The following is a 23,038-nucleotide window of genomic DNA, read 5'->3' as shown; positions in this document are numbered from 1 at the left end:
GATATTCTGACCTGACGTGAGAAACACTCAGGCGTCGTAGACGGTGGAGCGATGCCCGACGTGTACCACCCACACCACCAGCTCGCCGTTGTCGATCGTGTAGATCAGGCGGTAGTCACCCACTCGTAGGCGTCGGCGGTCGGGCTGGGAGACGAGGGCGGTGGTGTTGAACCCCAGCGGGTCGGTCTCCAACTCGGTCAGCTTCGCCAGAATGCGGAGAGCCATGTCTCGCGGGACCTTGCGGAGTTCGGTCTGAGCCTCGGGGCGGAAGACGGTGCGGTACTCACTCACTGCGTGCCAGCGTCTCCCTCATGATGTCCTCGAGCGGGATGCCGGGTGCAGGGTTGGCCATGCGCTCATCGATGATCCGGTTGATCTCGCGCTCTTCCCACTCCTGGTACTTGCGCAGCGTCTCGATGGAGACGACGGCGGCGACCTGCTTGCCGCGTCGGGTGATCACGGTGGGTACGTCGTCCCGGTCGGCTCGCTCAACGACCTCGGCCAGATGCGCCCGGACATCGCGGATGGACTCTATGGGCAGTGGCTGCGTCATGCGCTCAAGGGTACCAAGTGTCTCATGTGTACACAATGGCTGGGCTCTCGTAGGTGCTGGGTATACCGCCTCCGTGCTGGATCGGTGCTGGATGTGGCCTCGGAAAGGTGCATGTCCGCAGGCCGCAGCGTTGTGGCGGACATTCCGGTTCAACGTCTGACCGGACACGTCAGTGTCTTCCAAGCCTGCAAGGGGCCGGTTCCTTCGGGACGCTGTTGGTTTATTCGGTCCCTCGCGTGACGTCGGTCTCCACGATCCGGTTGTGGTCGTGGAGACCGACGTTGTTGTGTGGGGTGGGTGTCGATGTCGATGCGTCCGAGTGGGCCGGGGGAGATTCCGGCGGAGACGGTGCGGGTGGCCCGGGCGGCGTTTGCGAAGGGAAGCCTGGCGATCCGGGTCCGGGACGAGCTGGGGCCGATGTTCCGGGACGAGGACTTCGCGGATCTGTTCGCCTCACGAGGCCGGCCTGCCTGGTCTCCGGCCGGTCTGGCGCTGGTGTCGGTGCTCCAGTTCGTGGACGGGCTGACCGACCGCCAGGCCGCGGAAGCGGTGCGGGCGCGGATCGACTTCAAGTACGCCCTCGGGCTGGAACTGGGCGATCCCGGCTTCGACTTCTCGGTGCTGTCGGAGTTCAGGGACCGGCTGGCCGGGGCCGATGGAGGGCGCCGGGTCATGGACGGTGTGCTGGTGGCAGCCCGCGAGAAGGGGCTGCTCAAGAGCGCGGGCCGGGCCCGCACCGACTCCACGCACATCTTGTCCTCGGCACGGCAGCTGAACTGGCTGGAGCTGGTCGCGGAGACGCTGCGATCGGCTCTGAACGCACTGGCCCAGGCTGCCCCCGGCTGGCTGGCCGAAGCCGCCGAGCCGGACTGGTTCCGGCACTACGCGACCCGGGCCGAGGAGTCCCGGTTCCCCAAGGGCCGTGCCAGGCGGGACGAGGTGGGCCTGCGGATCGGCAGGGACGGGATGCGGCTGCTGGAGGAGGTCTTCGCCACCGTTGCACCGCACCGGCTTCGCGCACTCGATGAGGTGGAGATCCTGCGGCAGGTCTGGGTCCAGCACTTCCACATGGTGGAGGGCGAGGTGGCCAGGCGGGACCCAAAAGACCGTCCGCCGGGCATGATGCGCCTGGTCACCCCGTATGACCGCGAGGCCCGTGGCAGCGTGAAGCGGGACATCATGTGGGACGGCTACAAGGTCCATCTCACCGAGATCTGCGAGGCGGACGCCCCGAACCTGATCACGAACGTGGCCACCACCGTCGCCACCGTCTCGGACAGCGTGATGAGCCAGTCGATCCACGCGGGCCTCGCCGACCGCGACTGCCTGCCCGGCGAACACTGGGTCGATGCCGGTTATCCCACCGCCACTCAAGTCCTGGCCGCCCGCACCGAGCATGGCGTCGCGCTGCACGGGCCCATGGCTGCCAACACGTCCGCCCAGTCCGCGGGCCCCTACGGCCTGGACGCATTCACCGTCGACTGGGACCAGCAGCAGGTGGCCTGCCCCGGCGGCGTCACCACGACCCAGTGGTATCCGCGCACGGACTCCAAGGGCCTCGCGGTCATCCGCGTGCGGTTCCGCCACAGCGAGTGTCGCCCCTGTCCCCACCGGCACGAGTGCGTGGGCTCGGCTACCGGCCAGCGCCGGGAGATCATGCTGCGTCACCGGGAGGAACACGAGATTATCCGACACAGCCGCGCCGAGCAGCAAACCGATGCCTGGAAGGACCGTTACAAGATCCGTGCCGGGGTCGAGGGCAGCATCTCCCAAGCAGTCGGGCGCTGCGGCCTGCGCAGATCCCGCTACCGGGGCCTGACAAAGACCAGCCTCCAGCACCAGCTCACCGGAGCCGCGATCAACCTTGCCCGCATCGACGCCCACCTCACCGGCACACCCCGAGCCCGCACCCGCACCAGCCACTTCGCAGCACTGTGCCCCGCCGAGATGACGCTCGACGGGGCACAAGCAGGGACCGAATAAACCAACAGCGTCCCTTCGGGGCCGGCCCCTTGGCGTGCTTTTCAGCCGCGGCGCCGAGCCGGGACGAGACTGTCCAGGTCGAGGCTGATCGGGAAGGGTACGGGGCGCCGGAGCGAGCCTCGGAAGATGCCAGCGGGGGCGTAAGTGCGGGTCGGCTGGTCGAGCTCGTAGGTGTGGACGACGGGTGAACCGTCTTCGTCCTCGACGCACCAGTAGTGCGGGATGCCGGCCTCGGCGTATTTGCGGAGCTTCACCGTACGGTCACGGTGGGCCGACTCGGGGGAGACGACCTCGACGGCGAGGTGCACGGCGTCTGGTGAGTAGTACGTACGGTCCGGGTCGTAGGGAAGAGTTGTCAGGAGGAGATCCGGCTCGGGGCGGTTGCGGTCGTCGAGCCGGATCGTCATCTCCCGCTCGACCTCGAAGCCGGCCGGCGCTTGCGCCATGAGCGCGGTGGTCAGGGCGGTGACGAGACGGCTGTGCCAAGCCCGCTGGGGCGGGAGCCTGAAAACGAGCGTCCCGTCGATGAGCTCTGAGTGGCTCGGTGCCTCGGGGAGACGGTCCAGGTCCTCCGCGACCCAGCCTTCCGCGCGCGGCGGGCGTATCCGGTTGGGTCGTGCGGTCATGACTCAACCGTAGGGGGCGGCAAGGCCTGGCCCCGGTCGCTCATGCGCTCGCTGCGAGTGTGTGGCGCCGATACTCGGGCCCCGGCTCGGCGAAGGTCAGCCCGTTTTCGTCCAGGGCGTTGTAGATCGTTATGCGGCCGGACGGGAAGAGGAAGCTGACGGCGACCATTCCCTGGGCCATGTCGGCGCCTTGCCAGTCCAGGAGCTGGATGTCCTGGAGGGGCTGTCCGAGGAGGACGGTCGTCTGTGGGGCCGCGTCGTGACGCCATTGTGTAGGGAAGGCCGGCCACTGCAGAGGAACTCGGGGGTCCACGGAGTTCCAGGTGATCGACAGGTCGTGGAACTTGTAGTGGTTGATCTCGACCTGCTCGCCGTCGAAGTCGAGAAGTACGGGGCAGTCGCTGAACCACTCGTCGTCCTGGGTGTCCCAGACGAGCCACAGGCGCGTCAGCGGGCGGCCGATGAGCGTCCGCAGGCGTTGTGCGTGCGTTGCGCGGATGCCGGCGATGCCGTTCAGCCAGCGTGGGCTGTAGTTCTCGATGCCGAACATCTGCGTGTTGTTCCACTGAGTGAGGGCCGTTCGCCGAGTGGCGTAAGTCCATTATGGGCCGCGCCGGCCAGGGAAATCTACGTTCTTGCGGATGATCTTGGGGTGATTTCGGCGGCCTAGCGTGAAGGCATGACTGCTGCGCATGACATTGAGGACATTCGGGTTGTCGCGCCGGACGGTGTGGAGATCGCCGTGCGGGACCACGGCGGGAACGGGCCGGCCCTGTTGCTTCTGCATGGGGCCGGGCGGAACTTGGTGGACTGGGAGCTTGTGGGGCCGTTGTTGGCCGAGGGGCATCGGGTGGTGGCTATGGACTTGCGGGGGCATGGGAAGTCGGGGGGTGGGGACGAGCCTTGGACGTTTGAGGGGGCGGTTGCTGATGTGGGGGCCGTGTTGGAGGAGTTGGGGATTGCGGGTGCTGTGGTGGTGGGGCATTCGTTGGGTGGGATGGTTGCGGCTTGTTGCTTGGAGGGGCTGGACGGGACGCTTGGTGCGGTGAATTTGGATGGGCATGGGATGGGGCGGGCTGAGCAGTACGTGGGGTTGGACAGGGGGTACGTGGAGCGGCGGTTGGCGGAAGTTCGGGCATTCGCCGATGCGGCCATGGGGCGGCCGTTGCCGGGAGGTGGGCTGGAGGGTGTATTGGCCTATAACGCTGTCATGGCGGAGGAGTTGGGGGTTTCGAGGGAGTTGCTGGAGGCGGGAGGGCGGCGGGGAGCTGTGCGGAATGCGGAGGGGGAGGTTTATCTGCGGCCCGAGCGGGTGGCGGGGCTTGGGATGCAGGAGGCTATGGCGGGGATTGATTTGTTCGGGTTGTATCGGCGGGTGCGGAAGCCGTTGCTGATTGTTCGCGCGTTGCGGCCGAATCCTTCTACGCCCGGTATGCCGTGGATGGATGAGTTGATGGCGGCCTACGTGAAGGGGTTGCACGCGGATCTGGATGAGTTGGCGCGTACCGAGAGGTGGGTCGAGGTGGCGGGGGTGGATGCCACGCATGCGATGTTGTTGGAGCGGCCGCGGGAGGTTGCTGCTTTGGTGGCGGACTTTGTCCGGCGTGTGGGGGCGGGGGAGTGGGGGGTCCCGCCTCAGCGGGGGTAGAGCTGGAAGAGGGTGGCGGGGGTGCCGCGGTACTGGTCGCCTGCCCCGCGCAGCATGGGCTCCAGGAAGCCGCGGGCGTAGGCGGCCGGGTCCTGGCCGGCGCCTTCCAGGCCGGTGATGTACGCGCGGTGCTCGGCCAGGGAGGCTACGGCCCGCTCGATCCCGGCGCCGACCTCCTTCGCGTGGGTGGGGTACGGGGACCCGGCCACCGCCACCCACCGGACGCCGTCCCAGGGGTCGAGCCCCTGCTCGGCGATCAGGTCCGGGAAGATCCAGCGGTTGCCCGCGTCGCCCGCCGCGTCCAGGGCGGCGCGGCCCACCACCCGGTGGTCGGGCGTGTTCCAGGCCACCCCGCCCCAGGTGTCGTGGTGATTGAGGGTGATCAGCAGTTCCGGGCGGTGCCGGCGGATGGCGGCCGACAGGTCGCGCCGCAGCGGCAGCCCGGCCTCGATGACGCCGTCCTGGTGCCCGTCCAGGAACTCCACCGTCCGTACGCCGACCACGGCGGCGCTCGCCCGCTGCTCCGCCTCGCGGACCGCGGCGCACTCCTGGGGGCCGAGCCCGTCGATCCCCGCCTCACCGCGCGTGACCAGGAGGTAGGTGACCTCGCGGCCGGCGGCCGTCCACTCGGCCACGGCGGCGGCCGCGCCGTATTCGAGGTCGTCGGGGTGGGCGACGACGGCGAGGGCGCGCTGCCAGTCCTCCGGCATGGGGGAGAGGGGAGGAGTGGAGGGCCGTTCGGTGCCGGTGCGGGGGGCGTCGGGCACGGTGGGCTCCTTCCCGTACCGCTCGGGCGCCGATCGGCGCGCGGGGCGGGTCGTACCGACTGTCGGACGACATGTCGTACCGACTTTCGCACGAAACGTACGGCCGCGCCGGACCGCCGGGAACGCGTGTCGTGAGGCGGCCAACTTCCATGATCGGCACATCGGTTGAGCTGGGCTTCATCACTTCGAGTGAATTACTGGCCCAGGCTTGCGGTCAACAACGCGCGGTTGCCACGCTGTTGCTGACTGTCAAGCTGTTGGGAGGGGCATGTGCCTTTCGGTGAGCAGCCCGCGTACCTCCGCGTCGCCGGCGACCTGCGCCAGAAGATCGTCGAAGGTGTGCTGCCCCCGCACACCCGCCTCCCCTCCCAGGCGCGCATCCGTGAGGAGTACGGCGTCTCCGACACCGTCGCCTTGGAGGCCCGCAAGGTCCTGATGGCCGAGGGCCTGGTCGAGGGCCGCTCCGGCTCCGGGACGTACGTACGCGAGCAGCCCGTCCCACGCCGTATCGCCCGCGCCGGCTACCGCACCGGCGTCGGCGCCACGCCCTTCCGGCAGGAGCAGGCCGACGAGCGGGTGAAGGGCACCTGGGAGTCCAGCAGCGAGCGGGAGGAGGCCGGCCCGGCCGTCGCGTCCCGGCTGCGCATCCAGGTGGGCGACCGGGTGATGCGCACGCGCTATCTCTTCCGCGCGGAGGGTGAGCCGTCCATGCTCTCGACCTCCTGGGAGCCGCTGGACCTGACGGGGCGCACCCCGGTGATGCTGCCCGAGGAGGGGCCGCTGGCCGGGCGCGGCGTGGTCGAGCGGATGGCGGCCATCGACGTGATCGTGGACAACGTCGTCGAGGAGGTCGGAGCGCGCCCCGGCCTGGCCGAGGAGGCCATGGCGCTGGGCGGGGTGCCGGGCCACGCGGTGCTGGTCATCTCGCGTACGTACTTCGCGGGCGGCCGCCCGGTGGAGACCGCCGACGTCGTCACGCTCGCCGACCGCCATCGGGTCGCGTATCACCTGCCGGTGCATTAGCCGATGCGGCAGGTAGCAGGCATGCGGGGCCGAAGCGTGCCGGTGCGGTGACGCCGGGTGTCCGGCGGGTGCTGATGGACCTGATGGACGCCGATGGCCTCCGATGGACGCCCCTCCCGCCACATTCATCGCCCCCTTCCCACCCCATCAATGGCCGAAACCCGCTCCCCCATACCAATTTCGGCGACGTCAAACGCAAGATCGCACGTTCCGTACTGACGCGTAACCCGCAAGTAGCCACCCCCTAAAAACGCGTATGTCCGGATTTGCCCAGGCAATTGACGTGTTGGAAACCTCACACACCTTCAGCCAGACCCGAGTTTTGACCCCGCTTGGGATTCCGATCTTCCAATTCGCTCTTACGATGGCGAAGTTTGTGCACGGCACGGGGGAAGATCAGGAGACCAAGCACGTTGAGCACGACGCAGACCCAGAGCGCGGAGCAGGGCTCCCACTCGAATTACCGACGGTCCCTCGGGACCATTGCCCTGACCGCCACGGGTCTTGGGTCGATCATCGGTTCCGGCTGGCTCTTCGGGGCCGAGCGGGCCGCTTCCATCGCCGGTCCCGCCGCCATCCTCGCCTGGGTCATCGGCGCGGCCGTCGCGCTCACGATCGCCCTCACCTACACCGAGCTGGGCTCGATGTTCCCGAAGGCGGGCGGCATGGTCCGCTACGGCCAGTACTCGCACGGCTCGCTGGCCGGCTATCTCGCGGCCTGGGCCAACTGGATCGCGATCGTCTCCGTCATACCCGGGGAGGCGACCGCCTCCGTCCAGTACATGAGCTCCTGGGACTTCGGGTGGGCCAAGGCGCTCTACGACGGCAAGGAGCTGACCGGCACGGGTGTCGCCCTGGCCAGCGTCCTGCTGATCTTCTACTTCTTCCTGAACTGGTTCGCGATCTCGCTCTTCGCGAAGACCAACACCGCGATCACGATCTTCAAGGTCGTGGTGCCGGTGCTGACCGCCAGCGCGCTGATGCTGGCGCACTTCGACACCGCCAACATCAAGGAGCACGGCGGCTTCACGCCGAACGGCTGGAGCGCGGTCTTCTCGGCCGTCGCCCTCTCCGGCATCGTCTGGGCCTACAACGGCTTCCAGTCGCCGCTGAACATGGCGGGCGAGGCGCGTAACCCGGGCAAGTCGCTGCCCAAGGCCGTCATCTACTCGATCGTGATCGCGCTCGTCATCTACGTCGCGCTCCAGGTCGCCTTCCTGATGGCCGTCCCCGGCGGCAAGCTGGAGTCCGCCGGCGGCTGGGCCCACCTCGGCTACAACTCGCCGCTCGCCGACCTCGCCATCGCCTGGGGCCTGAACTGGCTGGCGCTGCTGCTGTACGCGGACGCCTTCGTCTCCCCGTCCGGTACCGGCATGATCTACGCCGCGACCACCTCGCGGATGATCCACGGCGTGCAGGAGAACGGCCACCTGCCGAAGATCTTCGGCCGGGTCGACAAGAAGACCGGTGTGCCGCGCCCCGCGCTGATCCTCAACCTGTTCATCGCGTTCCTGTTCCTCGCGGTCTTCCGCGGCTGGGGTTCGCTCGCCGAGATCGTCTCGGTGGCCACCGTCATCTCGTACATCACCGGCCCGGTCGCGGTGATGTCGCTGCGCCGGCTCGCCCCCGACCTCAAGCGGCCGGTGAAGCTGAAGATCATGCCGGTCGTCGCGCCCATCGCGATGGTCTTCGGCTCGCTCGTCCTGTACTGGGGCCGCTGGCCGCTCACCGGCAAGGTCATCCTGATCATGGCGGTCGGTCTGCCGGTCTGGGCCTGGTACGAGCTGCGCAAGCCGTGGGCCGAGCTGAAGCCGCACCTGAAGGCGGGCGCCTGGATGGTGGCGTACCTGCTGGTCATGGCGTGCGTCTCGTACATGGGCGGCGAGGAGTTCGGCGGCAAGGGCTACCTGCCGGCGGGCTGGGACATCCTCGTGGTCGCGGTGATCGGCCTGCTCTTCTACGTCTGGGGCGTCCGCAGCTCGTGGCGCAACCCGTCGCTGATCCAGGCCGAGGCGGAGTCGCTGGCGGAGGCGGAGGCCGAGGCGGCCGGTGAGCCGGGCGCGGACGGTGCGAAGTCCGACGCCAAGTGCGAGGCGGGGACCGCCTGACAGGGTCGCTCGGAGGGCTGCGCGGCGTAACCGCCGGGCCGCCCCCGCGTCCCTCGTGAAGCGCAGTCGACGGGCGTCGTCGGTGGCAGGAGCCGCCGGCGGCGCCCGTTCGCGTACGAGGGCGACAGCGTGCGCGCACCGGCCGGGAGTGGCCGGAGGGGGTGCACGCGCTGTCCGGTGGCCGGTTCGGTACCTCTTTGTGCAAATCCGTATCCGGTGCGTAAAGGTCGGGCGTAGGCTCGGGCATATGCGGTATGCGGTTTCGGCATCAGATCTGGAGGGGCGCGCGACGGCGCGCCGGACGGCGGACGGAGGGGCGCGATGACCGACAGTGGCGCGGTGCTGCCCTGGCTCGTCATTCGTCAGGACGAGGGCGGCAACCGCTATCGCGTCGGCCGCTACGCCACCCGCGCGGAAGCGGAGCAGGTGGCCGACCGGCTCGACACCCGCAGTCACGGGCGGCTCTACGTCGTGGAGCGGGTGAACCACGCCACCACCTGACGTGCGGGGACGGCGGCGGGGGGACGTAGGCTGCCGCGCATGACGGACGTGCGTGTGGTGGTGGGCGCGGCGGTGCTCGACGGAGGCAGGCTGCTGGCCGCGCGGCGCAGCGCTCCGGCCGCGCTGGCCGGCCGCTGGGAGCTGCCCGGCGGCAAGGTGGAGCCCGGCGAGACGCCCGAGGAGGCGCTGACGCGCGAACTCCGCGAGGAGCTGGGGATCGAGGCGGAACCGGTGGAGCGGATTCCGGGGGAGTGGGCGCTGCGCCCCGGGCTGGTCCTGTGGGTGTGGACGGCCCGGCTGGTGTCCGGCGAGCCCCGGCCCCTCCAGGACCACGACGCGCTGTGCTGGCTGGCGCCGGAGCAGGAACACGAGGTCGACTGGCTCGACCAGGACCGCCCGGCGGTCGCCGAGGCGATGCGACGCCTGAGCGGGAACGCGTACGCGGCAGGGGGCTGAGCGGGAGCGCGTACGGGCCCGGCGCCCGGTCACCCCCTTCCCCCATACGGGCCGATCATCGGACCGACGCGCGTCCCTCGTACGGGGCCGCCGCGGGGCTTGCGTCCGGCCTCCCGCGATGGGTGGCGCCCCGGAGTGCCCCCGTGCCGTACGAGGCGTACGGGGCGAGCCCCCGTCTGCCTCAGTACGCCGTTTGTGCCACAGTGCGCTATTGAGGGCGATATTGCGACCCTGATATCGGGTATGTGCTGTTTACCCCCTCACCACGGACAATCCGGAGGGTGTTCGCACCGGGCTGGGAAGTGATCGGCGTGAGCGACAGCGCAGCGGCAGGGGCCCCCGAGTCCGCGTCCTACGCGCCCCGGCGCGGTGTGATCTCCGGGTCCCCCATCGCGGAATGGAGCTTCCCGGCCGAACCCGGCTCCGCGCGCACCGCCCGTGCCGTGGTCCGCGAGACACTCCGGGACTGGGGGCTGGACTCCGTGGCCGACCTGGCCGTTCTGCTCGTCAGCGAGCTGGTGACCAACTCCCTGCGCTATGCCAGCGGGCCCATCGGGGTGCGTATGGTCCTCAAGAGCGGGGGCGAGCTCCTCGTCGAGGTGTCCGACCCGGTGCCCGATCCGCCGCAGGAGCGCGCCGCGGCCCCCGAGGACGAGGGGGGCCGGGGACTGCAACTGGTGGCGTGCACCTCGCGGCGCTGGGGCACCCGGCACGGCAGGACGGGTAAAACAGTGTGGTTCGAGCTGTCTGTGGCGGGTTAGGAGTCTGGTGGCGGCCTGATCGTTGCCGTTTCATTGACATTCTGTGGACGGCCTGCGATCGAGACTGTGCTGTGATCGTGAAGACCGTGTTCCGGATAGCCGCGGTGCTGGATACTCGGCTCGTCCGGTCCGGGCACGATGAGCTGGAGGGGACGGGGCTCGTGAGCGAGAAGTCATCTGGCGGGGCAGGACCCGCGCAGCCGGCCGGGCCGGGTGGTACGGACGGTCCGGCGCGGCCTGCGGGGCCCGAGGGCCCGGAAGGCCCGCCGATATGGCAGAGCAGCCCGCCCGGCTCCATCTACGACTACATCCGCGTCGCGTCCTTCTCGCTCGGTCCCGACGGCCGCATCGACCGGTGGAGCGAGCGCGCCGCCGAGATGCTCGGCATCTCCGCCCGGTACGCCGTCGGCAAGGACCCGGTGTCCGCGTTCGTCCCCCATGAGCTGCACGAACAGGCCCGCCGTACGGTGTCGCAGATCCTCGACGGCCGGGAGTGGACCGGCCTGGTCCCCTACCGGACGCGCGAGGCGGACGAGGAGACCGGGGAGCCGGGGCGCCAGCGGCTGGCCGAGATCTACGTGATGCCGTCCGAGACCGCGGACGGCGAGCGCGCCGCGGTCTGTCTGGTCGTCGACGTCCGCGCGCTGCGCGGCATCGAGACGGATATAGCCGCCTCTCAGGCCGTTTTCGGCCAATCTCCCATGGGCTTCGTGCTCTTCGACACGGACCTGCGGATCCGCCGCGTCAACGAGCGCTTCGCGACCGTCTTCGGCGGCCCCCCGGCCAAGTACCGCGGCGGCGGACCGCACGACTTCCTGCCGCGTTCCGAGGCGGACCGGCTCCGGGCGGCGCTGCGCCGGGTGCTGGAGACCGGTGAGTCGGTCGCGGAGATGCAACTGGTCGGTACGGTCCCGCCGGCCGCGACCGCCCCCTCCCCGCCCGGCCCCACGCCGTCCATCCCTGCCCCCGCCGGCCCCGAGCCGTCCGCCGCCGAGCCGTCCCCCGCGCCCCCCGACGCCGACCGCCGCCGCTGGTCCGTCTCCCTGTACCGGCTGCACGGCGCCAGCGGGCGCCCCATCGGCGTCGCGGCCCTCGCCGCCGATGTGACGGGCCGGCGGCGGGCCGAGCGGGAGGCCGCCAGCGCCCGCCGCAACCTGGCCCTGCTCAACGAGGCCGGTGCCCGTATCGGCAATTCCCTGGACCTGGAGACCACCGCCCGCACGCTACTGGACGTGGCCGTGCCGCAGTTCTGCGACCTGGCCTCGGTGGACCTCTACCAGGGGCTGCTGGCCGGTGACGAGGCGCCGCCGGGGATGGCCGACGGCAGCGCCGAGCTGCGCCGGGTCGCCTTCGCCAGCGCCGTCTCGGACGCGCCGCTGGCCACCACGGCCTGTGGCGTCACCGAGGGGGAGTGCGGCCCGGTCGAGGTCGGTGCCGTCCACCGCTACCCGTTCAACTCCCCGTGCGCGGGCGCGCTGCGTACCGCCCAGGCGCAGATCGTCCCGGGCCGGGAGGGCGAGGAGCGGGCCGAGCTGGGCGCGGTGGTGCACTCGACGCTCGCGGTGCCGATGGTCGCCCGGGACACGGTCGTCGGGCTGGTGCAGTTCTCCCGTACGAAGGGCAGCGAACCGTTCGGCGAACGGGACACCGCCCTCGCCGTCGAGCTGGCCGCGCGCGCCGCGGTCTGTATCGACAACGCCCGGCTGTACCGCCGGGAGCACGAGCGCGCGCTGATCCTCCAGCGCAGCCTGCTGCCCCCGGGCGACCCGGAGGCGGCCGGTCTGGACATCGCCTGCCGCTATCTGCCGGGGACCACCGCGACCGAGGTCGGCGGCGACTGGTTCGACGTCATCGAGCTGCCCGGCCACCGCACCGCGCTGGTCGTCGGCGACGTGATGGGGCGCGGGCTGCGCGCGGCCGTCGCGATGGGTGAACTGCGTACGGCCGTACGCACCCTGGCGCTGCTCGACATGGAACCGGCCGAGGTGCTCTCCGCGCTCGACGAGATCGCGCGCGGGCTCGGGGCCACCGGAGGCGGCGCCCGTACGGCCGCGCGCGCCCCCCGCAGCCGTACCGCGCCCTCCGCCGAGACGTCCGCGGACTGTTCGGCGGAGACGCCCCGGCCGGGCCCCGGCACCGCCGACCTGTCCGAGGTCTACCTCGCCACCTGCGTCTACGCCGTGTACGACCCGGTCACCCGGCGCTGTACGTTCGCCAACGCCGGCCACCTGCCGCCCATCCTGGTCGAGGAGGGCGAGGACGCGCTGCTGCTGGACGTGCCGCCCGGCATGCCGCTCGGCGTCGGCGGCGAGCCGTTCGAGGAGACCGAGGTCGAACTGCCCGACGGCGCGCTGCTCGCCCTGTATACGGACGGCCTGGTCGAATCCCGCGAACACCCGCTGGACGAGGGCCTGAGCGCCTTCCGTACGGCCCTGTCGGAGACCGGGCGCCCTCTGGAGGACGTCTGCGACCACGTACTGAACGCGCTGGACACCCGCCACGGCGAGGACGACATTGCCCTGCTGATGGCGCGGGTGCACGGCCTGCCCAAGGACTCCGTCGGCGACTGGAACCTCGCCCCCGAGGCCCGCTCGGTCTCCCGCGCCCGTGAGCTGGCCCGAGACCAGCTCACGGACTGGGGCCTGGAGGCCCTGGTGGACACCACGGAGCTGCTGGTCAGCGAACTGGTCACCAACGCGCTGCGGCACGGCCACGGCGAGATCCGGCTGCGGCTGCTGCTGGACCGCACGCTGGTGTGCGAGGTCTGGGACGCGGACCTGGCCCAGCCCCGCCGCCGCCGGGCCCGGGACACCGACGAGGGCGGGCGGGGCCTGCAGCTCGTCGGTCTCCTCAGTGCCGGGTGGGGCAGCCGCCGTACGCCCCGCGGCAAGACCGTCTGGTTCGAGCTGGCGCTGCCCGACGGGGACACCGCCGTCCCCGATCCGGCGGACGCCCTGCTGAGCCTGTTCTGAGCGGGGGCCGGAGCCGGCCGGGTCCGGACCTCAGTCCGTACGGTTCCGCCGCCGGATCTTGCTGCCCAGCCAGACCAGCGGGTCGTACTTGCGGTCGACCGACCGTTCCTTCAGCGGGATCAGGGCGTTGTCGGTGATCCGGATGTGCTCGGGGCAGACCTCGGTGCAGCATTTGGTGATGTTGCAGTGGCCCAGGCCGTGGTTCTCCTGGGCGGTGCGTTTGCGGTCGAGGCCGGTCTCCGGGGCGGCGTCCAGCGGGTGCATGTCGAGTTCCGCTATGCGCATCAGGAAGCGCGGTCCCGCGAAGGCGGACTTGTTCTCCTCGTGGTCGCGCACGACGTGGCAGGTGTCCTGGCACAGGAAGCACTCGATGCACTTGCGGAACTCCTGCGAGCGGCCGACGTCCTCCTGCCGCATGCGGTACTCGCCCGGTTCCAGGCCGGGCGGCGGGACGAAGCTGGGGATCTCCCGGGCCTTGGCGTAGTTGAAGGAGACGTCCGTGACCAGGTCGCGGACGACCGGGAAGGTCCGCATCGGGGTGACGGTGACCGTCTCGTCGCGCTCGAAGACGGACATCCGGGTCATGCACATCAGCTTCGGCCGCCCGTTGATCTCCGCGCTGCACGACCCGCACTTGCCCGCCTTGCAGTTCCAGCGCACGGCCAGGTCGGGCACCTGGGTGGCCTGGAGCCGGTGGATGATGTCCAGGACCACCTCGCCGTCGTTGACCTCGACGCGGAAGTCCTCCAGACCGCCGCCGTCCGCGTCGCCCCGCCAGATCCTGAAGTGCGCCTTGTAGGCGTCGGACTGCGCGCTCACCGGCTCGTCCCCTCGTCGTCCGTCGTTCCGGCGGCCGGCGCCGCCGGTCCGGAAGGCGCGGCCTCGGCCGCCAGTTCCTCTTCCGCCAGGTACTTCGCCAGCTCGTCCCGCTCGAACAGCTCCAGCAGGTCGGGCCGGATCGGCGGGGTCTCGCGGCGGACGAGGCGGATCTGCCCGGTGGCCGGGTCCTGCGGCGGGGAGTCCGGGCCGCCGTCGGCCAGTTCGCAGACCAGGTTGACCCGGCGCCAGCGCCGGTCCATCTCCGGGTAGTCGTCCCGGGTGTGCCCGCCGCGGGATTCCGTACGCTCCAGGGCCGCGCGCGCCACGCACTCGCTGACCAGCAGCATGTTGCGCAGGTCGATGGCCAGGTGCCAGCCGGGGTTGTACTGCCGGTGGCCCTCGACACCGGCCCGGCGGGCCCGCACCCGCAGGTCGGCGAGGCGTTCCAGGGCCTCTTCCATCTCGCCCTGCTTGCGGATGATGCCCACCAGGTCGTTCATCGACTGCTGGAGTTCCTGGTGGAGGGTGTACGGGTTCTCGGCGGGGCGCCCGGCGTGGTCGGCGTCCGGCCCCTCGGCGCTGAACGGGCGCAGCGCCTCCGCCTCCGCCGCGTCGAGCTGGAGCGGGTCGGCGGCGGGGCGCGCGGAGCGGGACCGCGCGTACTCGGCCGCGTACAGGCCCGCCCGGCGGCCGAAGACCAGCAGGTCGGACAGGGAATTGCCGCCGAGCCGGTTGGAGCCGTGCATACCGCCGGCCACCTCGCCCGCGGCGAACAGGCCCGGTACGCCGGTGGCCGCCGCGGTGTCCGGATCGACCTCGACGCCGCCCATCACGTAGTGGCAGGTCGGCCCGACCTCCATCGCCTCGGCGGTGATGTCCACGTCCGCCAGCTCCTTGAACTGGTGGTGCATGGACGGCAGCCGCCGCCGGATCACCTCGGCCGGCATCCGGGTGGACACGTCCAGGAAGACACCGCCGTGCGGGGAGCCGCGGCCCGCCTTGACCTCGGCGTTGATGGCCCGCGCGACCTCGTCGCGGGGGAGCAGCTCGGGCGGGCGGCGGTTGTGGTCCGGGTCGTCGTACCAGCGGTCGCCCTCGGTCTCGGACTGCGCGTACTTCTCCTTGAACACATCCGGGATGTAGTCGAACATGAAGCGCTTGCCGTCGCTGTTGCGCAGCACCCCGCCGTCGCCGCGGACCGACTCGGTGACGAGGATGCCCTTGACGGACGGCGGCCAGACCATGCCCGTCGGGTGGAACTGCACGAACTCCATGTTGATCAGCGGCGCCCCGGCGAGCAGCGCGAGCGCGTGCCCGTCACCGGTGTACTCCCAGGAGTTGGACGTCACCTTGAAGGACTTGCCGATGCCGCCGGTGGCCAGCACCACGGACGGCGCCTGGAGGACGAAGAAGCGGCCGGACTCGCGCTCGTAGCAGAACGCGCCGGCCACCCGGTCCCCGTCCTTCAGGACGCGGGTGACGGTGCACTCCTGGAACACCTTCAACCGGGCGTCGTACGCGCCGAGTTCGCGTTCGTCCTCCTGCTGGAGCGAGACGATCTTCTGCTGGAGGGTGCGGATCAGCTCCAGGCCCGTACGGTCGCCGACGTGCGCCAGGCGCGGGTACTCGTGGCCGCCGAAGTTGCGCTGCGATATCCGGCCGTCCGGGGTGCGGTCGAACAGCGCTCCCCAGGTCTCCAGCTCCCAGACCCGCTGCGGCGCCTCGCGGGCGTGCAGCTCCGCCATCCGCCAGTGGTTGAGGAACTTGCCGCCGCGCATGGTGTCGCGGAAGTGCACCTGCCAGTTGTCGCCCTCGTTGACGTTGCCCATGCTGGCCGCGATGCCGCCCTCGGCCATCACCGTATGCGCCTTGCCGAACAGCGACTTGCAGATCACGGCCGTCCGCATGCCCTGTTCCCGGGCCTCGATGGCGGCGCGCAGTCCGGCGCCGCCCGCGCCCACCACGACGACGTCCCACTCCTGCCGGTCCAGCTGCGTCATCACCAGGCACCCTTCCTAGAAGAACCGCGGGTCGTCGAAGACCCCGGTGGCGAGCAGGAAGACGTAGAAGTCGGCGGCGGCCACGCTGATCAGCGAGGCCCAGGCGAGCGCCGCGTGCCGTGCGTTGAGCTTGCCGACCCAGCCCCACAGGCGGTAGCGCACCGGGTGTTTGGAGAAGTGCCGCAGCCGGCCGCCGATGATGTGCCGGCAGGAGTGGCAGGAGATCGTGTACGCCCAGATCAGCGCGATGTTGACGAGGAAGACCAGGGTGCCGAGCCCCATGTGGCCCCACTCGTAGTCCGCGTTCCTGAAGGTGAGCGCCGTGTCGTAGGTGAGGATGCCCGCCACGACCACCGCGAAGTAGAAGAAGTAGCGATGGATGTTCTGGAGGATCAGCGGGAAGCGGGTCTCGCCGGTGTACTTCTTGTGCGGCTCGGCGACCGCACAGGCCGGCGGCGATGCCCAGAAGCCGCGGTAGTACGCCTTGCGGTAGTAGTAGCAGGTCAGCCGGAAGCCCAGCGGGAAGATCAGGATCAGCAGTGCCGGGGACAGGCCCCACCAGGCGCCGAAGATCTCCCAGTTGGGGCCGCCGCGCATCGGATGGCAGTTCTGCGCCAGGCACGGCGAGTAGAACGGCGAGACGTAGGGCGCGGAGTAGTAGTCCGCGTTCGCGAACGCCCGCCAGGTCGAGTAGACGACGAAGGCGAACAGGCCCGCCGCGGTCGTGGCGGGGTACAGCCACCAGCGGTCGGTGCGCAGGTGGCGGGCGGATATCGCGGCGCGCGAAGGGGCGCGCACTCCGGCGCTGTACGGGCCGGCCGCGCCGTTCGCGCCGCGTGCGTCGGTATGCGGTTGGGGTTCGGTGCCAGTGGCCAACGTCGGTCTCCGTGGACGGCTGTCTGGGGGGTGGGACGGGTGGCGCTCGGCGGCGGTACGGGCGGGTGCCCTACGGCGCCCGGCGGCCGAGCGCGCCGAGGCCCTCGTCCTCCGCGCCGGCCCACAGGGCGGTGTCGTACGGCGTGTCCGGGATGGTCACCATCTCGGGGCCCGGTACGGGGGCGGACCCGCCGCCCGCGGGACGCGCGCGGGACGGTCCGGCGGCGCCTTCCCGCAGCAGTTGCAGGCTTTCGCGCAAACGATCCGTGTCGCTGCGCACGCGGCGTATGTCCAGGCCGCCGCCGACCCGTCGCTCCAGCTGGCCGACCGACCGTTCCAGATCGTCCAGATTGCGCTGAACAGCCGTCAGGTCGTCCTGAAGTGACATGACTTGCCTCACCTCCGCGGGTGTGGTCGGCACCGTTCCGCGCGGCCCCGGACACCGGCCCGGGCGCAGCGGCGTGCGCCTGCGAGTGTCGCGCGTCACAGTCGCGATTGGGAAGGGATCTGCCGCGATTGCGGAACCGGACCGGCGTGTTTCGGCAGGTGTGCGCCGTCGGTCCGTACCGCGGGGCGTGCGTTTGTACGGCGGCGCGTACGCCAGCGGGCGCGGGCCCGTACGCTCTCCCCGCGCGCGGCCCGGACGGCCGGGGCCGGACGGTCTCGCGTACGAGGTCCCGCGCGCACCGGCGCCACCGGCACGGCGCGGGCGGTTGGGCCGGGCGGGTGGCCTTCCCGGCCGTGGCCGACGTGTCGCCCGCCCGCACGGGGGCCGGTCGCCTTCAGTGGTGGAGCCATAGATGTGATGAGCCGCAAAGTCGGCCGAACGTGATCCGTGGCCCCGCGGTCCGCCGCGGTGGTCCGGCGCGGGCGAGCCCCGGAGGTAACCGTGATGACCCACCCCGTCAGGCCAGGCGGTGCGGCCTGCCGCAGGCGCCGCTGCGCCGCGCTCCTCGTCGCGGGAGTGCTGCTGCCACTGCCGGTGCTGACCGGCTGCGGCGGGGGCGACGACGCCGAGGAGGCCGCCCCCGGCGCCCAGGACATCGCCGCGACCGCCCGCGACCGGGTGCGCCAGGGCGGCACGCTGCGCTGGGCGGTGGACGCCGTGCCCGGCACCCTGAACGCCTTCCAGCCGCGCGCGGACGCCGCCACGCGGCGCGTCACCGAGGCCGTACTGCCCCGGCTGTTCACCCTGGACCAGCGCGGCCGTCCGCAGCGCAACCCGGACTACCTGGCCGCCGCCGACGTCACCGACCGCGAGCCTCGCCAGACCGTTGTCTACAAGATCAACCCGAAGGCCCGGTGGAGCGGCGGACGCGCCGTCGGACCCGAGGACTTCGCCGCTCAGTGGAACGCCCTGCGCGGCAAGGACAACGCGTACTGGAGCGCCCGCAACGCCGGTTACGACCGGATCGAGAAGGTCGAGCAGGGCGGCAGCGCGCGCGAGGTCAAGGTCACCTTCGCCAAGCCGTACGCCGACTGGAAGTCGCTGTTCACACCGCTGTACCCGAAGAGCGTGATGGGCGACGCGCGCGCCTTCAACGACGGCGCGCGCGAAGAGCTGAAGGAGACGGCCGGGCCGTTCGCGGTGCAGGGCCGTGACGAGCAGGCGGGCACCCTCACCCTCGCGCGCGACCCGAAGTGGTGGGGCGCGCCCGCCAAGCTGGACAAGGTGGTGCTGACGGCGGTGCCGCGCGAGAAGCGGGCCGCCGCGCTGGCCGCCGGGACGCTCGACCTGGCCGAGGTGGACCCGGACGACGCCCGCAAGATCACCGCGGCGGGCCGGCCCGCGCCGTCCGTGCCGTCGGGCAGCGCGTCGGGGAAAGCCGGATCGCCGGGCACCGGTTCGTCCGGCGCCGGCTCGCCCCACGCGGGCTCACCGAGCGCCGGGGCGCCCGGCGCAGCTTCACAAGCCGGGCGCGCGGAGGGCGCGGAGAACGACGCCGAGCGCTCCCCGGCCCCGGCCCCGGGCGGCGACGACGTACCGCCCCGCCGCGCGTCCACCGCCGAGCAGCAGGCGCTGCGCGGCTACACCGTCCGCAAGGCCCTCGAACCCGCCTACACCCAGCTCGCCCTCAACGGCAGCACCAACCCGCTCAACGACGAACGGGTGCGCCGCGCGGTGGCCCGCGCCATCGACCGGCAGAAGCTGGCCGACAGCGTGCTCAAGCCGCTCGGCCTGCCGAACCGCCCGCTCGGCAGCCACCTGCTGATGGCGGGCCAGCCCGGCTACGCGGACCACAGTGGCGCCCTCGGCGGACCGGACACCGGGGCCGCGCGGGCGATGCTGGCGGACGCGGGCTGGCGGGCGCCCGCCGGTACGGCCGAGCCGCAGCAGCCGGACAAGAAGGTGGACGCCGGGCACGACGACAAGGGGGGCGACGTGGTCCGGGCCGGCACCGTACCGACGACGCCGCTGTCCTCGGCCGGCGTGCGGGCGGCCGACCTCCAGCGCTCCACCCTGCTGCGGCAGAGCGCCGTCTTCTACAAGACCGCCGCCGCCGACCGGCGCACCACCGCAGAGGGCAACACGGCCACCGCCGCGTACGCGGACTACCGGCGCTACGAGATGCTGGCGGCCAACGCGCTGAGCGCCGCCGAGATGATCGAGGTGGCCCCGGCGCCCGGCGGCGTACGGACCCCGGACGGGCGGGACGGGCCGGGCCGGGCGGCCGACGGCAAGCCGGTCGGTGCGGACGTCCTGGGGCTCGCCGGCCCGGCCGACCCCGCGGCGGGCGGCCCGGCCGCCGTGAAGAAGGACGGCAGGCCGCTCGCCCTGCGCTTCGTGCTGCCGGACGGCCCCGGCTCCGAGCGGCTGCGCACGGTGGCCGACCGGATCTCCGCGATGCTCGCCCGGATCGGGGTGCAGACCGTCGTACGGAAGGTGCCGGACAAGAGCTACTTCGAGGACCACATCGCCGCCGGCGACTTCGACCTGGCGCTCTACACCTGGCCCGGCTCCGCCTACCCGGCCACCGACGGCCGTCCGATCTACGCCAAGCCGCAGCCCGCCGCCGACGGCAGCCTGACCGTCGAACAGAACTACACCCGGGTCGGCACCGACCACATCGACCAGCTGTTCGACCAGGCGGCGGCCGAGCTGGACGAGGACGCCTCCCGCGAGCTGGTCGAGCGGGCCGACGCCCGGATCTGGGCGGCGGCCGGCTCGGTACCGCTCTACCAGCGCCCCGAGGTCGTCGCGGTGAAGAAGAACCTGGTCAACGCGGGCGCGTTCGGCTTCTCGACGCCGCGCTACCAGGACATCGGCTTCAAGAAGAGCTGACGGCGGGCTCCGTAAGGGACGGCCGCCCCGGTGATCGTCCGGGGCGGCCGTCCCGCTGCCGTACGGACCGGTGACGCGGACCCGTCGGCCACCCGGCCGGAGGGGGAACGACAGGTGCCCAACCGGTGCACGATTCCCGTTCGGATTTACATCACCGCAGGTCAGAGGTGGTCCGTGCGACCTGGGGCGGCCGAGTCCGCCCCGGCCACGTACGATGGGGTGAGGCCGTGGCGTCTTCATGCCCGGCAGGCACACGTACCGGACCGTACGTGCAGCCATCCACGATCCGGGAGAAGCGCCGCAGTATGCCCACGCGCCACGACATTCGTAACGTCGCCATCGTCGCCCACGTCGACCACGGCAAGACGACCCTCGTCGACGCCATGCTCAAGCAGGCCGGCTCGTTCGCCGCGCACGCCGCGGAGAACCTCGACGAGCGCATGATGGACTCGAACGACCTGGAGCGTGAGAAAGGCATCACGATCCTCGCCAAGAACACGGCGGTGAAGTATCACCCCAAGGACGGCGGGGACCCGATCACCATCAACATCATCGACACCCCCGGCCACGCCGACTTCGGCGGTGAGGTCGAGCGCGGTCTGTCGATGGTGGACGCGGTCGTGCTGCTGGTGGACGCCTCCGAGGGCCCGCTGCCGCAGACCCGCTTCGTGCTGCGCAAGGCGCTGGCCGCGAAGATGCCGGTCATCCTGTGCATCAACAAGACCGACCGCCCGGACTCGCGCATCGCCGAGGTCGTCGACGAGACCTACGACCTGTTCCTGGACCTGGACGCGGACGAGGACCAGATCGAGTTCCCGATCGTCTACGCCTGCGCCCGTGACGGCGTCGCCTCGCTGACCAAGCCCGAGGACGGCACCGTCCCGCAGGACAGCGACAACCTGGAGCCGTTCTTCTCCACGCTGCTGGAGACCGTCCCGGCCCCCGAGTACGACGAGTCGGCCCCCCTCCAGGCGCACGTCACCAACCTGGACGCGGACAACTTCCTCGGCCGTATCGCGCTGCTCCGCGTCGAGCAGGGCGAGCTGCGCAAGGGCCAGACCGTGGCGTGGATGAAGCGCGACGGGTCCGTCCAGAACGTCCGCATCACCGAGCTGATGATGACCGAGGCGCTGACCCGCAAGCCGGCCGAGGTGGCGGGCCCGGGCGACATCTGCGCCGTCGCCGGTATCCCCGACATCATGATCGGTGAGACGCTGGCCGACCCGGAGAACCCGGTCGCGCTGCCGCTGATCACGGTCGACGAGCCCGCGATCTCGATGACCATCGGCACCAACACCTCCCCGCTGGTCGGCCGCGGCGGCACCGGCAAGGGCGCGGACGCCAAGGCCGCGGTCAAGGACCGCAAGGTCACCGCCCGCCAGGTCAAGGACCGTCTGGACCGTGAGCTGATCGGCAACGTCTCGCTGCGCGTGCTGGACACCGAGCGCCCGGACGCCTGGGAGGTGCAGGGCCGCGGTGAGCTGGCGCTGGCCATCCTGGTCGAGCAGATGCGCCGCGAGGGCTTCGAGATGACCATCGGCAAGCCGCAGGTGGTCACCAAGGAGGTCGACGGCAAGACCTACGAGCCGGTCGAGCGCATGACGATCGACGTGCCCGAGGAGCACATGGGCGCGGTCACCCAGCTCATGGGCGTGCGCAAGGGCCGGATGGACAACATGTCCAACCACGGCTCCGGCTGGGTCCGCATGGAGTTCGTCGTGCCGTCCCGCGGCCTGATCGGTTTCCGTACGGAGTTCCTGACCAACACCCGCGGTACCGGCATCGCGCACTCCATCCACGAGGGTCACGAGCCCTGGTTCGGCACCCTGACCACCCGTAACAACGGTTCGCTGGTCGCCGACCGGGCCGGCTCGGTCACCGCCTTCGCGATGACCAACCTCCAGGAGCGTGGCGTGCTCTTCGTCGAGCCCGGCACCGAGGTGTACGAGGGCATGATCGTCGGTGAGAACTCGCGCTCCGACGACATGGACGTGAACATCACCAAGGAGAAGAAGCTCACCAACATGCGCTCCTCCTCCGCCGACTCCTTCGAGGCGATCGTGCCGCCGCGCAAGCTCTCCCTGGAGCAGTCGCTGGAGTTCTGCCGCGACGACGAGTGCGTCGAGGTCACCCCGGAGGCGGTCCGTATCCGCAAGGTCGTCCTGGACGCCCGCGAGCGGGCCCGTACGGCGTCGCGCGCCAAGCGCTGATCCGTCACGCCGGGTAACCCCCGGCGCACGAGCGGCGATTACGCTCCGAGAGCGCCCCACCGGATTTTCCGTCCGGTGGGGCGCTTTCCGTTTCCCGCCATGGCGCAGCTGTTATCGCAAATGAACGCAATGAGTCAACAAGATTTCGGTTGCGATCCGGCCATGGTGAGTCCGAATTACGGACGAAGATCGCAACGTGGTGCGCCGACAGTCCGTTTCGTTACCGTCTGGATGGTTTGGTTTGTCCGGATTCCGAACTTCCGGAAAACGGATGTGACCAAACCGAGACCCCTTACACGTGGTTTATGGGGCGAAGGTGACTGAGACTGGGGTGCATTGAGCTCGGGTCAATGGGTCACGCGCTGTGGGGAGCGCCGACTCACGAGCAGCAGGGGCTGGTCGCTGGCTGTCAGGGGTGTCAGCTGCGGGCAGCTCCTTTCCATGAAGTGAAT

The 23,038-nt window shown here is 70.9% G+C and carries 19 protein-coding genes; 10 read left to right on the top strand and 9 right to left on the bottom strand.

Translation table 11 applies throughout. The annotated features are described in order from the left end of the window. Window positions 1-27: 27 nt before the first annotated feature. Both CP984_RS14005 and CP984_RS14000 read right to left on the bottom strand, forming a co-directional pair. Window positions 28-291: a type II toxin-antitoxin system RelE family toxin gene (locus CP984_RS14005; protein WP_003987428.1), complete on the bottom strand. Its 264-nt coding sequence runs from the start codon at window positions 289-291 to the stop codon at window positions 28-30. After that, on the bottom strand, window positions 284-553 hold the full coding sequence (locus tag CP984_RS14000; protein WP_003987429.1) for a type II toxin-antitoxin system Phd/YefM family antitoxin: 270 nt from the start codon (window positions 551-553) through the stop codon (window positions 284-286). The genes CP984_RS14005 and CP984_RS14000 overlap by 8 nt, the downstream gene beginning before the upstream one ends. A gap of 303 nt (window positions 554-856) precedes the next feature. On the opposite strand from CP984_RS14000, the gene CP984_RS13995 reads away from it, so the two are divergent. Further along, the gene (locus CP984_RS13995; RefSeq protein ID WP_076611972.1) at window positions 857-2,536 is read left to right on the top strand and encodes an IS1182-like element ISSdi1 family transposase; all 1,680 of its coding nucleotides are present in this window, start codon (window positions 857-859) and stop codon (window positions 2,534-2,536) included. Window positions 2,537-2,577: 41 nt separating this feature from the next. Here CP984_RS13995 and CP984_RS13990 read toward each other — a convergent pair whose 3' ends face one another. After that, entirely contained in the window at window positions 2,578-3,162 is a 585-nt protein-coding gene (locus CP984_RS13990; protein WP_003982328.1) for a Uma2 family endonuclease, read from the bottom strand. 40 nt (window positions 3,163-3,202) lie between these two features. Continuing rightward, on the bottom strand, window positions 3,203-3,712 hold the full coding sequence (locus CP984_RS13985; RefSeq protein WP_003982327.1) for a hypothetical protein: 510 nt from the start codon (window positions 3,710-3,712) through the stop codon (window positions 3,203-3,205). Window positions 3,713-3,841: 129 nt separating this feature from the next. Between CP984_RS13985 and CP984_RS13980 the strand changes: the two genes are divergently transcribed. Further along, on the top strand, window positions 3,842-4,810 hold the full coding sequence (locus tag CP984_RS13980; protein ID WP_003982326.1) for an alpha/beta fold hydrolase: 969 nt from the start codon (window positions 3,842-3,844) through the stop codon (window positions 4,808-4,810). Here CP984_RS13980 and CP984_RS13975 read toward each other — a convergent pair. Beyond that, window positions 4,798-5,520, bottom strand: a complete 723-nt coding sequence (locus CP984_RS13975) for a PIG-L deacetylase family protein (RefSeq protein WP_030181983.1) — start codon at window positions 5,518-5,520, stop codon at window positions 4,798-4,800. The genes CP984_RS13980 and CP984_RS13975 overlap by 13 nt on opposite strands. A gap of 327 nt (window positions 5,521-5,847) precedes the next feature. On the opposite strand from CP984_RS13975, the gene CP984_RS13970 reads away from it, so the two are divergent. From CP984_RS13970 to CP984_RS13945, 6 genes are all read left to right on the top strand, one after another. Then, on the top strand, window positions 5,848-6,600 hold the full coding sequence (locus CP984_RS13970; protein WP_003982324.1) for a GntR family transcriptional regulator: 753 nt from the start codon (window positions 5,848-5,850) through the stop codon (window positions 6,598-6,600). 413 nt (window positions 6,601-7,013) lie between these two features. Continuing rightward, on the top strand, window positions 7,014-8,708 hold the full coding sequence (locus CP984_RS13965) for an APC family permease (RefSeq protein WP_003982323.1): 1,695 nt from the start codon (window positions 7,014-7,016) through the stop codon (window positions 8,706-8,708). 321 nt (window positions 8,709-9,029) lie between these two features. Next, window positions 9,030-9,209: an SPOR domain-containing protein gene (locus tag CP984_RS13960; protein ID WP_003982322.1), complete on the top strand. Its 180-nt coding sequence runs from the start codon at window positions 9,030-9,032 to the stop codon at window positions 9,207-9,209. 39 nt (window positions 9,210-9,248) lie between these two features. Then, window positions 9,249-9,665 carry a (deoxy)nucleoside triphosphate pyrophosphohydrolase gene (locus CP984_RS13955; protein WP_003982321.1) on the top strand — a complete coding sequence of 139 codons (417 nt, stop codon included), beginning with the start codon at window positions 9,249-9,251 and terminating at the stop codon, window positions 9,663-9,665. 302 nt (window positions 9,666-9,967) lie between these two features. Next, the gene (locus CP984_RS13950) at window positions 9,968-10,426 is read left to right on the top strand and encodes an ATP-binding protein (protein ID WP_030181979.1); all 459 of its coding nucleotides are present in this window, start codon (window positions 9,968-9,970) and stop codon (window positions 10,424-10,426) included. A gap of 161 nt (window positions 10,427-10,587) precedes the next feature. Continuing rightward, window positions 10,588-13,398: a SpoIIE family protein phosphatase gene (locus CP984_RS13945; protein WP_100246579.1), complete on the top strand. Its 2,811-nt coding sequence runs from the start codon at window positions 10,588-10,590 to the stop codon at window positions 13,396-13,398. A 30-nt stretch (window positions 13,399-13,428) separates the two neighbouring features. Here the strand turns inward: CP984_RS13945 and CP984_RS13940 are convergent, their stop codons facing one another. The 4 genes from CP984_RS13940 to CP984_RS13925 form a co-directional block, all read right to left on the bottom strand. Beyond that, the gene (locus CP984_RS13940; protein WP_003982318.1) at window positions 13,429-14,217 is read right to left on the bottom strand and encodes a succinate dehydrogenase/fumarate reductase iron-sulfur subunit; all 789 of its coding nucleotides are present in this window, start codon (window positions 14,215-14,217) and stop codon (window positions 13,429-13,431) included. Then, window positions 14,214-16,217 (bottom strand): fumarate reductase/succinate dehydrogenase flavoprotein subunit, encoded by a 2,004-nt coding sequence (locus tag CP984_RS13935; RefSeq protein ID WP_003982317.1) that lies wholly within the window; start codon window positions 16,215-16,217, stop codon window positions 14,214-14,216. The genes CP984_RS13940 and CP984_RS13935 overlap by 4 nt, the downstream gene beginning before the upstream one ends. Before the next feature lie 15 nt (window positions 16,218-16,232). Beyond that, window positions 16,233-17,093, bottom strand: coding sequence for a hypothetical protein (locus CP984_RS13930; protein ID WP_003982316.1), 861 nt, complete (start codon window positions 17,091-17,093; stop codon window positions 16,233-16,235). A gap of 70 nt (window positions 17,094-17,163) precedes the next feature. Continuing rightward, entirely contained in the window at window positions 17,164-17,481 is a 318-nt protein-coding gene (locus CP984_RS13925; RefSeq protein WP_003982315.1) for a hypothetical protein, read from the bottom strand. Between the two features lie 504 nt (window positions 17,482-17,985). Between CP984_RS13925 and CP984_RS13920 the strand changes: the two genes are divergently transcribed. Both CP984_RS13920 and typA read left to right on the top strand, forming a co-directional pair. Then, complete coding sequence (locus tag CP984_RS13920) at window positions 17,986-20,376, top strand: ABC transporter family substrate-binding protein (RefSeq protein ID WP_003982314.1); 2,391 nt, start codon at window positions 17,986-17,988, stop codon at window positions 20,374-20,376. Between the two features lie 305 nt (window positions 20,377-20,681). After that, window positions 20,682-22,586 (top strand): translational GTPase TypA, encoded by a 1,905-nt coding sequence (gene typA / locus CP984_RS13915; RefSeq protein WP_003982313.1) that lies wholly within the window; start codon window positions 20,682-20,684, stop codon window positions 22,584-22,586. Window positions 22,587-23,038: the final 452 nt, after the last annotated feature.

The organism is Streptomyces rimosus (genome assembly GCF_008704655.1).
GTDB lineage: Bacteria > Actinomycetota > Actinomycetes > Streptomycetales > Streptomycetaceae > Streptomyces > Streptomyces rimosus.
The sequence above is the reverse complement of the archived record's forward strand: the minus strand, read 5'-3'. Positions and strand labels throughout refer to the sequence as shown.